The organism is Undibacterium sp. Dicai25W (assembly GCF_049340505.1).
Taxonomy (GTDB): domain Bacteria; phylum Pseudomonadota; class Gammaproteobacteria; order Burkholderiales; family Burkholderiaceae_D; genus Undibacterium; species Undibacterium jejuense.
Map to the genome: position 1 here is coordinate 30,512 of NZ_JBMPOQ010000015.1, position 15,639 is coordinate 46,150.

12 protein-coding genes are annotated in these 15,639 nt (G+C 45.0%); 6 read left to right on the plus strand and 6 right to left on the minus strand.

The window, feature by feature from the left end:
• Window positions 1-121: 121 nt before the first annotated feature.
• Together ACO0KY_RS15095 and ACO0KY_RS15100 are read right to left on the minus strand one after the other, a co-directional pair.
• Complete coding sequence (locus ACO0KY_RS15095; protein WP_423047387.1) at window positions 122-934, minus strand: carbon-nitrogen hydrolase family protein; 813 nt, start codon at window positions 932-934, stop codon at window positions 122-124.
• Entirely contained in the window at window positions 934-5,193 is a 4,260-nt protein-coding gene (locus tag ACO0KY_RS15100) for a YhdP family protein (protein WP_423047389.1), read from the minus strand. Before ACO0KY_RS15100 ends, ACO0KY_RS15095 begins: the two co-directional genes overlap by 1 nt.
• Window positions 5,194-5,479: 286 nt before the next feature.
• On the opposite strand from ACO0KY_RS15100, the gene glnE reads away from it, so the two are divergent.
• Window positions 5,480-8,206 carry a bifunctional [glutamate--ammonia ligase]-adenylyl-L-tyrosine phosphorylase/[glutamate--ammonia-ligase] adenylyltransferase gene (gene glnE / locus ACO0KY_RS15105; RefSeq protein WP_423047391.1) on the plus strand — a complete coding sequence of 909 codons (2,727 nt, stop codon included), beginning with the start codon at window positions 5,480-5,482 and terminating at the stop codon, window positions 8,204-8,206.
• A gap of 57 nt (window positions 8,207-8,263) precedes the next feature.
• Here glnE and pbpG read toward each other — a convergent pair whose 3' ends face one another.
• The 3 genes from pbpG to ACO0KY_RS15120 form a co-directional block, all read right to left on the minus strand.
• Complete coding sequence (gene pbpG, locus ACO0KY_RS15110; protein ID WP_423047488.1) at window positions 8,264-9,295, minus strand: D-alanyl-D-alanine endopeptidase; 1,032 nt, start codon at window positions 9,293-9,295, stop codon at window positions 8,264-8,266.
• 107 nt (window positions 9,296-9,402) lie between these two features.
• The gene (locus ACO0KY_RS15115; RefSeq protein ID WP_423047393.1) at window positions 9,403-10,098 is read right to left on the minus strand and encodes a nitroreductase; all 696 of its coding nucleotides are present in this window, start codon (window positions 10,096-10,098) and stop codon (window positions 9,403-9,405) included.
• Window positions 10,091-10,534 (minus strand): acyl-CoA thioesterase, encoded by a 444-nt coding sequence (locus tag ACO0KY_RS15120; protein ID WP_423047490.1) that lies wholly within the window; start codon window positions 10,532-10,534, stop codon window positions 10,091-10,093. The genes ACO0KY_RS15115 and ACO0KY_RS15120 overlap by 8 nt, the downstream gene beginning before the upstream one ends.
• 389 nt (window positions 10,535-10,923) lie before the next feature.
• On the opposite strand from ACO0KY_RS15120, the gene ACO0KY_RS15125 reads away from it, so the two are divergent.
• The gene (locus ACO0KY_RS15125; RefSeq protein ID WP_423047395.1) at window positions 10,924-11,502 is read left to right on the plus strand and encodes a phasin family protein; all 579 of its coding nucleotides are present in this window, start codon (window positions 10,924-10,926) and stop codon (window positions 11,500-11,502) included.
• A gap of 231 nt (window positions 11,503-11,733) precedes the next feature.
• On the opposite strand, the gene ACO0KY_RS15130 is transcribed toward ACO0KY_RS15125, so the two are convergent.
• Window positions 11,734-12,111, minus strand: coding sequence for a nucleotide pyrophosphohydrolase (locus tag ACO0KY_RS15130; RefSeq protein WP_423047397.1), 378 nt, complete (start codon window positions 12,109-12,111; stop codon window positions 11,734-11,736).
• Between the two features lie 370 nt (window positions 12,112-12,481).
• Between ACO0KY_RS15130 and ACO0KY_RS15135 the strand changes: the two genes are divergently transcribed.
• The 4 genes from ACO0KY_RS15135 to ACO0KY_RS15150 all read left to right on the plus strand — a co-directional run bounded on the left by ACO0KY_RS15135 (window position 12,482) and on the right by ACO0KY_RS15150 (window position 15,583).
• On the plus strand, window positions 12,482-13,480 hold the full coding sequence (locus tag ACO0KY_RS15135; RefSeq protein ID WP_423047399.1) for a phasin family protein: 999 nt from the start codon (window positions 12,482-12,484) through the stop codon (window positions 13,478-13,480).
• A gap of 408 nt (window positions 13,481-13,888) precedes the next feature.
• Window positions 13,889-14,197 (plus strand): hypothetical protein, encoded by a 309-nt coding sequence (locus ACO0KY_RS15140; protein ID WP_423047401.1) that lies wholly within the window; start codon window positions 13,889-13,891, stop codon window positions 14,195-14,197.
• Window positions 14,198-14,295: 98 nt separating this feature from the next.
• Window positions 14,296-14,997 carry a DUF6969 family protein gene (locus tag ACO0KY_RS15145; protein WP_423047402.1) on the plus strand — a complete coding sequence of 234 codons (702 nt, stop codon included), beginning with the start codon at window positions 14,296-14,298 and terminating at the stop codon, window positions 14,995-14,997.
• Window positions 14,998-15,103: 106 nt separating this feature from the next.
• On the plus strand, window positions 15,104-15,583 hold the full coding sequence (locus tag ACO0KY_RS15150; RefSeq protein ID WP_423047404.1) for a YHS domain-containing (seleno)protein: 480 nt from the start codon (window positions 15,104-15,106) through the stop codon (window positions 15,581-15,583).
• The last annotated feature ends 56 nt before the right edge of the window (window positions 15,584-15,639 follow it).

A 15,639-nucleotide genomic window follows, 5' to 3' on the forward strand; every position in this document is an offset into this window, starting at 1 on the left:
TGAATTGAAGTGAAATTCAGTCATAACAAAAAGTACTATCGGGCGAAAGGCAATTTATCGACGATTTATAGACAATAAATTAAATTTACACCCATTTGCCAAAACGATTTATGAATTTGTTTTAAAACATACTCGCAGCCTTCAGGCGTCTGTGCTGTAATGCCGGCAAACTCTCTCTGACGCTATGAATCAGTGCCTTATCGAGCTCACCGATAACAATACCCTCCCCTTCGGAGAATTCGGAAACAATCTTACCCCATGGGTCAATCAGCATACTATGTCCCCAGGTACGACGACCGTTTGCGTGTTTTCCGCCTTGTGCCGACGCCAGTACATAACATTGGTTCTCAATAGCGCGCGATCTTAACAAAATTTCCCAATGAGCTTGGCCCGTTGTGTAGGTAAAAGCTGCTGGGACAACGATTAACGAGCAATTGCCCATCGCACGATACAATTCAGGGAATCGCAAATCATAGCAAATCGACAAACCAACCCGTCCCACTTCAGTTTCAACGCTGACGACTTTATCACCAGCACTGATCGTACGCGCTTCTTCATACGATTCGTCACCTTTGCGAAAACCGAATAAATGTAACTTGTCGTAGCGGGCTTCGAGCATGCCCTGCGGGTTAAATACCAATGTGCTGTTTAAGACTTTGCTTTCTTCTGGTGACTGCAAAGGAATCGTTCCACCAATCACCCACACGCCAAGCGTTTTCGCCATGTCAGCAAGAAAATCCTGCAATTGCCCATGGCCAGGAGCCTCAGCAACGCGGAGCTTATCAGTTTCATGCATTCCCATCAAAGGCCAGTACTCAGGCAACAATAATAGACGAGCACCAGCATCAACCGCCGAGATCATGAGGCGCTTTGCAGTGGCCATGTTGTCAGCAATATTTGGCGTAGAAATCATTTGTATCGCAGCGATTTTCATTACTCACCTTTCTTACTTGGGGCTTGGTGCAATTTATTAGCAGCATCAATTGCTTGTTGATGATCAATTTTAGTGACCTGTGGAGCCAACCACGACCCGCTGATCGTATATTCAAAAGTAAATGCGCGAGCGAGCGGTTCTTTCAAAAATAACTGTGCCAGGAAAGTACCAAGACCGATCACTGGGTTCACAGCCAAACCATATACCACTGAGGCTGCGCCGGCATTCACCACTGGTATGACTGCGACTTGCATTTGCTGTGTCTCATTAACAATGTCTGCAGTGCCACTCATTAATACCGTAGCACTAACGCCACGCATCTTCAAATTATCGGTTTTTGCACTTCCTTGTTCGATCTGTGCCGATCCTGTAATTGCGTCAAAAGCAAAGCCTTCAGAAAATACATCTCTAAAATCCAAAGTTAAGCGTCGCGGTAAAGCCTGCATGCTCAACACGCCTAGCAATTTAGCAGCACCCGGATCGACTTTTAAAAACTGGCCTGCAGCTAGATCGAGCTGAACTTTACCGCTCATACTTGGAATATCGATGTCATATGGCAGCCCATTCCATTTCAGATTTCCGTCTAACCGGCCACGACCACCGCGCATAACATTCGCAAAACCTAATCGGTCCAATAACTGTCCGGTATTAGCTATATCCAGTACGTAATCCAGTTGCGTATTACCTGTGCCGTCGTGACTTATCCACTTGCCACTGGCTTTTAGTTCGGCGTCAGGATTTTTCAATACGACTTTACTCAATTGCCACTCGCTGACGCCCGCATTGATCTGGTTACTGGCTTGCAGCTCCAGATGTCCCATTTTTTTATTAAACAGCTCAAAATTTTCGGCAATGATATCTAATCCCGGGATCTGTGTCCCGGTCGTTTTGCCGGCAAGCAAATCACCTACGTCTGACGCCGCAGACTGAGGAATGATTAACTGACTTAGGCGCGCCGAGATACTGCCCATAGTTTTACCGGAGCTGGGCTCATTCCAGGTCAAATGACCAGAAATCTGTTTCGCATCAATATTCGCCTGCCAGATACCATGTTGATGCGATAGCCCCAAAATCACGTTATTGAGTTGCTTATCGAAAATTTGAAGTTGCCCCGTTCTCAATGCCAAGGTGTCGGCCGCGATATATGGAGCCAGATCAAAGGCAGCATCAACAGAATCAGTTTTAGTTTTAGCTTTATCGTTGGCGTTGGTTCCAGCATTGGAACTCAGTAAATTACGCCATTCGTCGACATTTAAATCGGTCGTTTCTACGTTTGCAGACAAACCTCTTTCAGGCTCGGGGGTTGTAGCATTAATGCCAATGCCGCCTCCCAGAATTTTCCAGTTAGTATCATTTTCAATATTTTTTTGACGACGATATTTCGCGTGTAATAGATTACCCAGTTGAATGCGTATCTCATTTTGCAAAATTTTTGACATAGCGTCGCCGCCATTTGCCAATGGCATCACGTCAACCCGTAATGGCATTAACTCGTTTGGCGCTTTACGTAAAGGTGCAGGAAAATTTAAACCCATTCCTTGCAGCGCCGATTCAATCGTAATTGCAGGTTGTTGCTGTTTTACGTCTACGACCGTCGAATACCTTGTCGCACCATTTAATTTATCGCGCAAATGTGGTCGCAAATTGGCCGGCAAATACTGTACCAGTCCATCACTCGTTGCTGTGCCATCAACGCGAATACGGATGCTATTGTCTTTTTGCGAGCCACCACTGACGACCAGCGGACCGCCTAAAGCACTACCTTTTAGCATGTCGAGATTCACGCCGTGTTCGTTAAACTCTAACTTACCATTGATGCCGCTGATCACGGGAATTTCTGGCTGAAGTTGGACCTCATTGTTAGAGAACTGTAATGTCCCGGTGACTTTAGTATCAACCACATGTTGCAAAGGAATTTGCAGTTTCAAACGTAGGCCTGCAGCGCCAGCGGCTTTGGTATCTTTTAAGAAATGTCCTAACCATGCATCGACAGGACTGGAGGCAACATAGGTCAGCATTGTTGGCAAATTACTGCTGACAACGCCATCAATGTTTAATATGGGATTATGTGTGATCAAATCCGGTATGATGGCCTTTACACCGCGTAAGTCAGCACCCAAAGTTTTTCCGGTATTGCCATTAATTTCCATGCGACTCCGGTCAAAAACAAAATCACCATGGATATCATCAATCAACGGCCACAGCGGCGCATTTCCCACTTCCGTCAGCGCGCCACCGGTAAAATCCAGCTTTGCACCAAGCAGATTACCTTTGACCAAAAACTCACCTTTAGAACGCTCTTTTATGTCGTTCGCTGAAAAAGGGAAATAGGCAAGATCCCCTTTGACGCGCAGGTGAACATCGTCGGCGACACCATCAAGTATTCCTCTGATCAGCCAATTGCGAAGATCGACAGGCGTTGCTGCAGGAACGTAACGATCCAAATTTTTCAAATCAAAACCAGTGATATGTGCCGTAATATCTGCATCACCGGGCTGCGCTGTGGAAGTTTTACGCATTGGTAATACATGCTTACCCGTCAGACTCAGATGCATACTGTCTTGCTGGGCTTCCATTTGATCGACTTGAAAAACCAGCTTATCACCTGCATCAAAGCGCCAGTTGGCACGCATTTGCAAACGATTAAATGGCATCACAGGATCAACAAAGTAACTACTCAGATTTAAAGATAAATCACTCGAATCCAAGGTAAATTGTCCACCTTTATCATTCGCGTCTAAAGTGCCTGACAAATGATCAAAACCAGGAATCGCAGGCACCGCTGCTTTCGCTGGGGTGGTGGCAGTTTTTACGCTGGCAAGCTGAGCTGGCTGTGCCAACATCGACAGATTGGTGAATTTTCCTTTAACTTTGTAGGCAGAAATATTCGGATAATTGCCCTGCCAAACTGCTGTAAATTCTTTCAGCACACCTGATGGTGAAAAATCACTTAGCATTTGTCGCTGATCAGGTGGCAACGGAAGATGGGAGGCAAAATTGGCCAATATCTGCAAATCGAGATATTGCGCATATAACTCTGTACTTTCTGGCTGCCCCTTTACACCGGGAGTAAAACTCTCCGTAATCGTCGTCGGCGGCAACACGCTGCCATCGCGTGCATGCATAGAAAAATGACGAATAGCAATCGAATGTCCTGCTTTACCAAAGATCGATGGTAAATACTTCTTACCCAAATCCGCTTTTTCACTGAGTTGCACACGGCCACTGATCTCAGTCATATCGAGTTCAGGCAGGTCATCAGAGAAACGAGCTAACACATCAGATATGCGTAGATCGGCAGTGAAATCCGCAATACGTCCAGCATCCAAATGCAACCATGAACGCACCGAGCCAAATCCTTTATCCACTTCTATCGGATAATCAACATAGGTTTTCAACTGATGCAGATCAGCCTTTGTGAGATCGGCATAGAGGTCACCACTCCAAGAAGATAAATTGGTGAGTTTTTTACTAAATGCCTTGTGTTGCAGATCGCCACGAATATCAAGCGGTGCCGAAACCGCGGCTGGAGGGGTCGCATGTAAAGCGAACAAATGATGGCGCCAGCGATTTTGCAGAGCAAAATTGAGTTTAGTTAGTTGCAGTATCGGTAATTTTAATAAGCGATCATCCCAACTCACTGCGCCTTGGCTAATCAGTATCTGACGTTGCGCCAGGATCCAATCCACGGTTTTATTGTCGCCATTATTACCGCTATCAGAATTTTTCGTATCAATAAAAAAGCCACCGACATAAAGCTTCCCATCGAGATCCCTGACAATATCTAAAGCAGGTTGTTTAAGTTCTATCGTTTCAAAACGTAAATCAGCTGTCACCAGAGACAACCACGACAAGGTCGTGTTCACTTCCGGCAAGGTCAATGCGGGTTGACCATGAAGATCAAGAATAACGACATTTTTCAAATCAAGGTGTGGATTTAATCCATGCCAAGAGGCTTGCAAAGATGCAATATGAACCTCGCGCCCTAATGCCCGGCCAATAACTTTTTCTATTTGTGGTTTGTAGTCTGAAACGTGAGGTAAAACCACATACCGCAACACTAATACCAGACTGCAAAAAATGAAGTAAAACAAAACGAGCGCGCGTAGCGACCAGCGCATGCCGGTATTACAAGCATACGTTGTGTGCGCAAAAAGACGGCTTAAACTGTACCAAAGGCCACGTGGTGCTTGATTTTCTAATGCACTTTTATCTACGTTTTCGATCACAGTTTCAGTAGCAGGAATTTCCGTTGTCATTATGGGCAGTGGCTTTTTACTGCAGCAAGCGTCTCAGAAGTCACTGAATAATCCCTGATTCTCAACATACTCCCCTATTAATTTTCAAAAATATCAAACTTATCAAAACAAACATTATGTATCATAAAATATACTCCTAAGAGTATATTTACTATCTGAAGCCTACAGGTTTATTCTTTGCGTTTTCTCTGACAAATACCTTACCACGTAACAAGAGATACCTTAAAATCAATCCAAGCCTTCCCCCGCACAATAACTGCATCTTTGACAACTTCAGATTATGACGATGACTTCATCTCCCGCTGCCGCCCACCTTACGGCTTCTCGCTTTTTGCAGCGCTGGCTCGATGCGGACGAGCAACGTCAGCCGTTGTTGGATGAGATGTCGAGATTATCCTTGAGCCCAGCCATTTTTGCTCAGATTTTACAAAAAGAAATGTTAAGTGGCGCAAGTCTGAACAAAGCCATGCGACGCCTGCGAAATCTGGTGATCTGCACCCTGATTAAGCGCGATCTCGAAGATAAAGCCGACTTAAACGAAGTAGTAACAACGATCAGTGAATTTGCTGACTTTGTCGTCCATCAACACCTACAAGAATTACACACTGAACTATCCGCGATCTACGGCGTACCAATTGGTGAAGATAGTGGCATTGAGCAAAAAATGATCGTTTTGGGCATGGGCAAGCTAGGTGGCTATGAATTAAATGTGTCTTCGGACATCGATTTAATTTTTTGTTATGCGGAGGATGGTGAAACGCGCATCAGCAATGAGAATCAGCGCAGCCTGTCAAATCACGAATACTTTAGCCGTCTTGGTAAAAAATTAATTGCAGCAATTGCCGAAATTACCGAAGATGGCTTTAGTTTCCGGGTGGATATGGCGTTGCGTCCCAATGGCAATTCCGGGCCACTCGTCGCCAGTTTTGGCATGATAGAAGAATACTTTATGATCCAAGGGCGCGAATGGGAACGCTACGCTTGGGTCAAAGCCCGCGCCATGACTGGCAAGGCAGATGATATCGCGACGCTGGACAAGATCATTCGCCCGTTTGTGTATCGGCGCTATCTTGATTACGGTTCCATCGACTCATTACGCTCCATGCACGCTCAAATTCGTGCGGAAGTCGTACGTCAGGAAACCAAGCATCCGGAACGCAGTAATAATGTCAAACTTGGCCGCGGTGGTATCCGTGAAGTCGAATTTTTGGCTCAGGTTTTTCAACTGATACGCGGTGGGCGCGATGCCAGCCTGCGTGACCGCTCGACCCGCAACACCTTAAACACATTAGCAAGCAAAGGCATACTCGACCCACATATTGTTGAAAGATTATTGGAATCATATACTTTCTTACGCAATCTTGAGCATCGCCTGCAATATCTGGATGATGCACAAACGCATACCTTTCCAGTGCAAAGCGAAGATCAGCAAAGAATTGCACAAATGATGCGTTGCGCCGATGTGCCAGAGTTACTTGCACAACTCCAGCCGCATCGCGCATTTGTGGCAGAACAGTTTGATGCCATCTTTAAAGACAAAGCAAACAGTGATAACGAAGCGGAACAAGATTTATTGGCAGCCAATCTCGCCAACAATGAGAATGAAGAGAACCTCGCAGCACAACTGACCAAGGCAGGCTTTACCGATGCCACCAGTGCTGCACGTCGCCTGATTGCGACTTGGCAGTCTCCCAAAATGCAAACGCTATCAGAAGCCAGTCGCAGCAAATTAATCGCGCTGGTCAACAGTGCGCTAGGATTGATAGCCAGGCAAGACAATAATCACCTGGTCTGCTGGAATCGGCTACTAGACTTTATGGAAGCGATCGCAAGACGATCCGCATACCTTGCATTGCTAACCGAGTATCCGCATGCTTTGGCTCGCGTGGTAAGGATGATGGGTGCCAGTGAATGGGCGGCGATATTTTTGACCCGCCATCCGATACTGCTAGATGAACTGTTAGATGAGTCCTCTTTGCATCAGCGCCCTGATTGGGTCGCATTTCAACGGGATTTACAACAACAATTAGCCCAACACACTGGCGATACGGAAAGGCAAATGGAAGTCTTGCGAGAACTCCATCATGCAATGCAGTTCCGGCTATTAGCGCAAGATCTGGAAGGTCAGTTAAGTGTCGAGCATCTGGCCGATGAGCTATCCCAGCTCGCTGATCTCATCGTTAGCGCCACCATACAGGCCGCGTGGGAAACCATCGCCAGCCGCCATCGTCCGGTTCCACGCTTTGCGGTCATTGCTTACGGCAAACTGGGGGGCAAAGAACTCGGCTATGCATCCGACCTCGATGTCATTTTTTTGTATGACGATGACGATCAGGATGCGCCAGGAAATTATGCAAAACTGGCGCAACGCTTCATCACCTGGATGACCAGTCATACTCCAGCGGGCATTTTATTTGACATCGATATAGCTTTACGTCCCGATGGTGCGAGCGGATTATTAGTTTCTTCCGTCAATTCATTTGCCAGATATCAGGAAAAATCAGCTTGGCTTTGGGAGCATCAGGCGCTCACGCGAGCACGCTATTGCGCAGGCGATGCAGAAATCGGCCAGCGATTCGAGCAAATCCGCGATCAGGTTTTAAGGCAAGAACGTGACGCACATAAATTGGCACAAGAAATTCTCAGTATGCGTAAGAAAATGCATGACGCGCATATCAATCGTAGCGATTTATTCGACCTTAAACACGATGCCGGCGGCATGATCGATATCGAATTTATCGTACAAAATCTGGTACTAAGATATGCACACCAATATCCGCAATTAACTGCGAATATCGGCAATATCGCCCTGCTTAAATTAAGTGGAGAATTGGGTCTCATTGACGCTGAATTAGCTGATAGGACTTCGATTGCCTACCGTTGGTTCAGAAAACTCCAGCACAGCATTCGCTTGCAAGGTGAGGATCGCGCACGGATTGCGCATGACAAAATCGAAAACGAAGCGGAAGCAACAGTCTCGTTGTGGCAAGCACTATTTGCTGAGCAGGCATAAAAAAAACCGGATCAGCGTCCGGTTTTTTTCGTCTGCACATGGTAGAAAATCAGAGCATCAAAGTTGAGGCTTCGTTGTTTCCAGCCATTTTTTGATACGACCAGCGTCCGCCAAGCGTGAATATTTCCCTTTGGAATCGAGGAATACCATGACCACCGCACGCCCTTCTATCATCGCTTGCATCACCAGGCAGCGCCCTGCTTCATTGATGAAACCCGTCTTCTGCAAACCAATTTCCCATGAAGGGTTTGAAACTAGTTTATTTGATGAACCGTATTCCAAGGTTGATCCCCCGGGATTCACAACATATTTCGAATCGGTCGAATATTGACGAATAATCGGGAATTGGTAAGCAGCATTCACTAATTTCACTAAGTCTTTTGCGCTGGCCCGATTCTGACTAGACAACCCATTTGAATCAACATAGTGGGTATCAGTCATCCCTAACTGACGTGCTTTCGCATTCATTGCTGAGACAAACGCCTCACGCCCTCCCGGATAATTACGCCCCAGCGCGGAGGCTGCGCGATTTTCTGAGCTCATGAGAGCGATATGCAACATATCGGCGCGCGAGAGTTTCGCTCCAATTTTTAAACGTGAACCAGTACCTTTTTCCTTATCAATATCGTCGGTCGTGACTTCAATTTCTTCGTTCATGTCCTGATTCGCTTCAACGACGACCAGGCTGGTCATGAGCTTGGTGATCGAGGCGATAGGTAAAGAAACATCAGGATTTTTTTCAAACAGCACTTTAGAACTGGCCTGATCAACGACATAAGCGACATTAGATTGAAGCGATAAAGGGTCTTTGGAGTGATTCAAACCTTCAGCATCACCAAAGCTCGGTTTATCTAAGGCCACCGGTGCAAGGGTGGCTTTTTGAGTCACCAGGCGTCGTTTACCATGCACCAAGACATACCGCTTTACTGGCTGCGTACCAGCGGCATATGTTATTTTTTTATGTACCACATGTTTTTTGGGCGCTGCGTGTTTTGAACGTGATGTATTGTCAGCATTGACCGCCAATACCGACATGGGCAGCAATACTGCAAAAGAAAAAACAAAAGCTTGACGGGCAAATTTCACTATCAACAACTCCTCGAATAAAATGTGCCAAAAATTTAAATGGAGTGTAGCAAATATCCGAAAAATCGCAAGATAATTAAAGGCTTAGCGCAATTTATTGAAGAAAGAGATTACTTCACAAAGGTCACAAAGTGTTGCACGTCATCGCGTTCGGTCACCAAAGTATTTTCAATTTTGCTCTTATCCGCGTAACCTAAAGCCATTCCACACACCAACATTTCATTCGCTGGCAAGTGTAATTTTTCACTAATTATCTTGTGATATTGGGTAAATGCTGCTTGCGGGCAGGTATCAAGCCCACGCGCTTTAGCAGCGATCATAATATTTTGCAGAAACATGCCGTAATCCAGCCAGGAACCCTGCTCCATAATGCGATCTATCGTGAAGATCAAACCAACTGGTGCATCAAAGAAAGCGTAATTGCGGCCATGTTGCGCGTGCATGCCTTGCTTATTTTCACGTCCTAAGCCCAATAAAGCGTACAGATCCCACCCGACTTTACGGCGACGCTCAAGATAAGGGCTTACCCAGGTTACCGGATAGTAGTTATATTCTTCAGTATGCGGTTGATCCGCCGATGGATGATTATGCGCCTCCAAGATCGCCGCGGATAACTGTTTGAGCTTATCCCCCATTAGCGCATACACCTTCCAAGGTTGAGTATTACTGCCCGAGGGTGCACGCTGAGCGACTTCAAGTATTTTAAGTACATCTTCCTCTGATAATGCGTCAGGTAAAAATGCGCGAATAGAACGACGGCTAAGGATAACTTCATCAACGCACTGCTGAATGGTGGAACTAATCATGTTTATCACTTTGTATCGACATTAATAGGTGACGCATGGCGTCAGGAATTGGTGCGGGACGGCGCTGTTCACGGTCAACATACACATGAACAAAATGCCCCTGAGCGGAAGCGTACGATTCATTCTCTTTAAAAATTCCCAATTCGTAGCGGACACTAGAATTACCTAGCTTGCTGACAGCAAGACCGGCAACGATGGTATCGGGAAACGCAACAGAGGCGAAATAATTACATTGAGTTTCAATCACCAGACCAATCACCGGACTTTGCTCTATGTCCAATACCCGATGGGCTATCAAGAATTGATTGACGACCGTATCAAACCAGCTGTAATACACGACGTTATTGACGTGCCCATAAGCGTCATTGTCCATCCATCTAGTTGCAATCGGAAGAAAGTGCCTGAAATGCTCGCGGGATTTCGCCTGTATTTTCATAAGAGCCAATAAAGTGTAACCAAACAACAACATTCAGTCACCGCATTTTTAACGAAGAAAAACGCAGTCTGGATATTTATATTTTGCAGGATCAATCTTAACAGTTCAAAAGTTTAACATAGGGAACTCAGTTCACAATCCTGTCATAAGACAAGTGCAAACTACAATCAAGATGTTGTACTTATTTTATCAATGTAAATAATTATTACGATTAAAATTGTGCAGCAACTTCGCCTTGCAACGCACAAATCAAAGTTGATTAAGTCTTATAAATCAATGTAATATAAGTCGTTGCAACGCACAAATGCAATGTAGCAATACCATTTGACTCATTACAAGCACTCGCATAAGCGACATTTTTGCTTACTTTCCACTTCCGGGAGATCACTATGTTTTCTGTACCAGAACAATTCTCAGCAGCAACTAAAGCCAATATCGATGCACAACTTGCGCTGTTTTCGACATTGAGCGGAAAAGCATTTGAAAGTGTAGAAAAGCTCGTAGTACTCAATTTGAATGCGGTAAAAAGCACATTGGAAGAGTCAGCAGAAACAACCAAGCAACTGTTGGCTGCAAAAGATCCACAAGAATTTTTCACTCTGACATCATCACATACACAACCAACAGCTGAAAAGCTGCTGGCATACAGCCGTCACCTGGCAAGCATTGCATCTAATGCACAGTCCGAATTTACCAACGCTGCAGAAACGCAAATCGCTGAAAACAATCGTAAAGTGCAAGCTTTGTTTGAAGAAGTGTCTAAAAATGCACCAGCAGGCTCTGAGCAGCTCGTATCCTTCTTTAAAACTGCAATGAACAATGCAAGTGCTGGCTACGAACAACTGAGCCAGACAACAAAACAAGCTGTTGAAACACTGGAAGCAAATCTGAACAGCACAGTGACACAAATTTCTCAAGCGACACAACAAGCATCGAAAGCCGCACCGCGTACATCTGCTAAAAAATAATTTTTGAATTATTGAAGCAGTACGAAACTGAAAGAAAACGCCTGATGCATTCGTTTGCATCAGGCGTTTTCTTATCCACGCTTGCAGTTATCAACACATTCATTTATTTGGACTTATGCAAAATTGTTCCAGCAAGGCATAGTGACGACGACAGTGCAAGAGTACGGCTAGGAGCTATAACGCCGCTGGGGCGGTTTTACGTAAGTCCTACTTATTTTGATGGATGTCGTCTTAGTAATCCGAATATTTCCGAGCGTCTCCTTTTACCTTGTCGACAGGATATTTCAACGCATTCAAAGTAATTTTCTCGTGGGTTGCCGAAACCAGGTCAATCTCAAGCTTATCGGCCAACATCACCAGATAACTGAGCACGTCGGCCATTTCATGTTTTACTGCCATATACATATCTGCGCCGAGCTCTGTTTTGGTCCCATGGTTTAACCACTGAAACGGCTCTAATAATTCAGCAGCTTCAACCACCAGCGCACTAGCCAGATTCTTGGGCGTATGAAATTGCTCCCATTGGCGCTCGGCCGCAAACACACGTAAGCGCTCACGAATACTATCTAAACCACCGTGTCCATGATGTTCGTTCGCGCCTTCTTTCATTTCTTCATCCACCACCATTCACCTCGTCAACCGTCAAAAATATACTTGTTGAGGGCTAAGCCCAAACCATCTCTTCAGCTTTATGCCTGATCCATATCGACATGACTATCTACCTTGCCAGACCCAATAATAGCCGTAAGAGAAATTAAGAATAGCATTTGCCCATTTATCCATTTGCTTTTTTAAGTTTCTACCCAAAATCATTCTTACAGAGTTTTTATGCTGCACCGCAAAATATTTACGTGACGATAGGCAAGAAGCAGAGTTAGAATAGCAATATGCATTATCGTGATGTTTATGTATGCATTCTTCGGATATTTTGCTGACATTCTACCGATATTAGTGCCCCACCAACTTTAAGGAGAGATTCATGCCTTTGATTCACCATCAGATTTCTGCTGCAACGCAAGATCAAATAGAGAAGCAACTCGCAACAATCCAAGCGTTCTCCAGCACAGCATTCAGCGGGTTAGAAAAAGTGATCGCACTTAATTTTGCAACGGCAAGGCAGGCATTTGAGAGAGTTTCAAGCAAAACTGAACAAGCTTTTTCGGCAAATGCGTCTCATGAATTACTAGCACATGCACATGCGATTCCAGAAATTGAACACCTGTTGACTTATGGTCGAGAACTAGCAACGATTTCCAGCACATTGCGCGAGGAACTATTACATCTGGTCGGAAACACCCAGACTTTTTCAGCACCTCCTGTTACCATCGTTGTGGAAACTAAGACCGTGACAATCCCGAGTGTTGAAAAGGCCGAAATTATCGACATTACTCCTGCTCCAAAAAAAGAAATCACTGAAGTTAAAGAAATAACAAAAAAAGCGACGATCAAAGCTACAGCAAAATCACCCGCAAATACGCAATTAAACTTACTCACAGAACCAGAAGTAAAAAAGATTGCTAAGCCAGTGGTCAAAGCTGCAGCTAAACCGGCAACCAAAAAAGTCAGTAAGCCAGCGAATAAAACAAACGCCAAGGCTACCGCAGAAACCAAGCCAGCGCTCGCAACTAGCGTAAAGACAAGCACTAAGAATATTAACAAAACAACTGAGAAACCAGTGGTAGCTACAAAAAGTACCGCGGTTGCCAGTGAGCAAAAACAAGAAAGCGAAAAAGTCAAAGTGACTTCAACCACACCAAAATCCAACGCCAGCGCGTCGCAAACCAAATCCGCGCCAGATACGACAGCGGAAGTTTCTAACAAGCCCGTTGTCGAAAAAAAATCTGCCGTGAAATTTCCAGCGGCTCTGACACAAAACTTGCAAGCAGATAAACCTGGATTCCCTCAGGCTGGAGGCAGACCAGCATTTAAGGCCAAAACAAGTCCTGCAACCGGCGCAAAGAAGCGCGTACGTCAATAAACCTGACGCTGCATGATAGTTTATTAAATCCTCACGAGTAAAAGTATATAAGGCATGCTGATTACCATCGGCATGCCTTTTTTGTTTAATCCGGAAGCTATTAGTGCGACTCCTTTTTCTGTCGTTTTAACGTACTTTCAGCATTCATCATGCAAATTTCTTAAAAAACTTAGTATAAAAACCTTCGAAAAAAACAACAAAGCACCAGCAATTAATTGAAATGAGTACAATTAAACAGCGTATTTATTCAAAAAAAATTACCAATAGCTAAATTTTATTTATTTTTAATAAATTTCAAATAAGCTTGTAAGTTATTCATATGCAGCCCGACCAAGTCACTGTAGCATCAAAAATCGCATCACCTATTTAGCCTAGCTACAGGCTCGTTTAATCAAACCGGAGGAACATATGAAATCTACATCCCTGACAAGTGCTCTGAAAAAAGTTGTTGGCGCTTCTGTAGTTGCCGCATCCGCCATTGCCGCTGCACCTGTTGCAGCAGTAGCAGCCTGTGCACCAAAATCAGCTTGTTCTGGCAAAAAAGCCTGCTGTGCAGCTAAAACTGGCTGCTGCGCCGCTAAAAAAGGTTGCTGTGCTGCGAAAAAGGGCTGCTGTGGCGCGAAGAAGCATCCTAAACACCACGCAAAAAAAGGCTGCTGTGCTGCTAAAGCGGGCTGCTGTGCTGCGAAAAAAGGTTGCTGCGCTGCCAAGAAGTAATTTTTCTAAGAATGCACGCAACAACGAATATTTGTCGTTGTTGCGTGTATTTTTCGTTCCACCATTCCCCTTCACACCATTCACGCTTTGGCAAAATAATGAAACTCCCCCGGGTACTTAACAACACACCTGAATGGACACAATTTTCAAACGCTGAACTCAAGATTTCCTTGAAAGCAGCAACTAAGCTCGTTAGCAGTCTGCAGGCACTTAGCGAAAAAAATCAACAAGTCGTTCAAACACTGATTGCTGATGACGTTTTTGTCGAATGGAATCATTACCCCGAAAACGATGTGCGCGATGAGAAAAATGCTTCGCAATATTTTTACCATGCACATCCCGGATTGCAGCGCCCCTTTGTCGAACACGGCCATTTCCATTTGTTTGTGCATGCAGAAAAAATTGGCTTACGCCGCCCCGACTCACGATACTCACCAGCGCCAGCCCATTTGATAGCGGTGTCTATGGATGCTCAAGGCATACCGAGTGGATTTTTTGTGGTGAATCGCTGGGTAACCAAAGGTGCCTGGCTAACGAAGGCACAATGCGAGCAAGGACTACAGCATTTTAAAATTCAGGCAAGTAAGGGCAAAAAAGAGATCAATACCTTTTTACTGGCTCTGGTACAGTTATACCGCCACCATATTTCGGCGTTGCTCGAACAACGTGATGTCATCATGAAAAAATTATCTGAGAAACGCGATCGCCGCACTGTGTTCGCTGATCCGCAAATAGAAGTATTATGTTACGTCCCAATTCAACTCATGGATGATATCGCTGCGCTGGAAGCAGCAATGTAGGTTCTTAAAAATAGAGAATTTTCTGTGTAAGGTTTTTGTATCAGCGTCGACTACTTGTTATGTCAGTTTTTTAAATTTGCTTTGATACGATTAAAGGAGCCTCACCATGCTAACTACTCGCCGTTCACTCTTGATCAAATTATTTGCCGCTGCCGTTTTTTCAATCGCTGGCAGCACGGCATTCGCTGGTCCGATTGCGCCTATCTTCTCTACGCAAGCTGGGGCGATACGTGGTTACGACCCGGTCGCCTACTTTAAACTCAACAAACCGGTCAAAGGCAAAGCTAATTTATCGTATGAATGGCAAGGTGCCACCTGGCATTTTAGTAACCAGACTAATCTGGACGCATTCAAAGCCGATCCGGAAAAATACGCACCACAATACGGCGGCTACTGCGCTTATGGCGTGGCGCAAGGCTACACACCTGAGACGGATCCAAATGCCTACAAAGTTGTCGACGGCAAGTTATATCTGAATCTGAGTAAAGTCGTACTGAAGCGCTGGCAGGAAGATATCCCAGGCTACATCAAAGATGCCAATCAAAACTGGCCTGAATTAAAAGCTGGTACTTACGTAGAGAAGTAGAGAAATAAATCGACCAACCTCATGTGTACAACATGAGGTTTTTTTGTGGAACATTG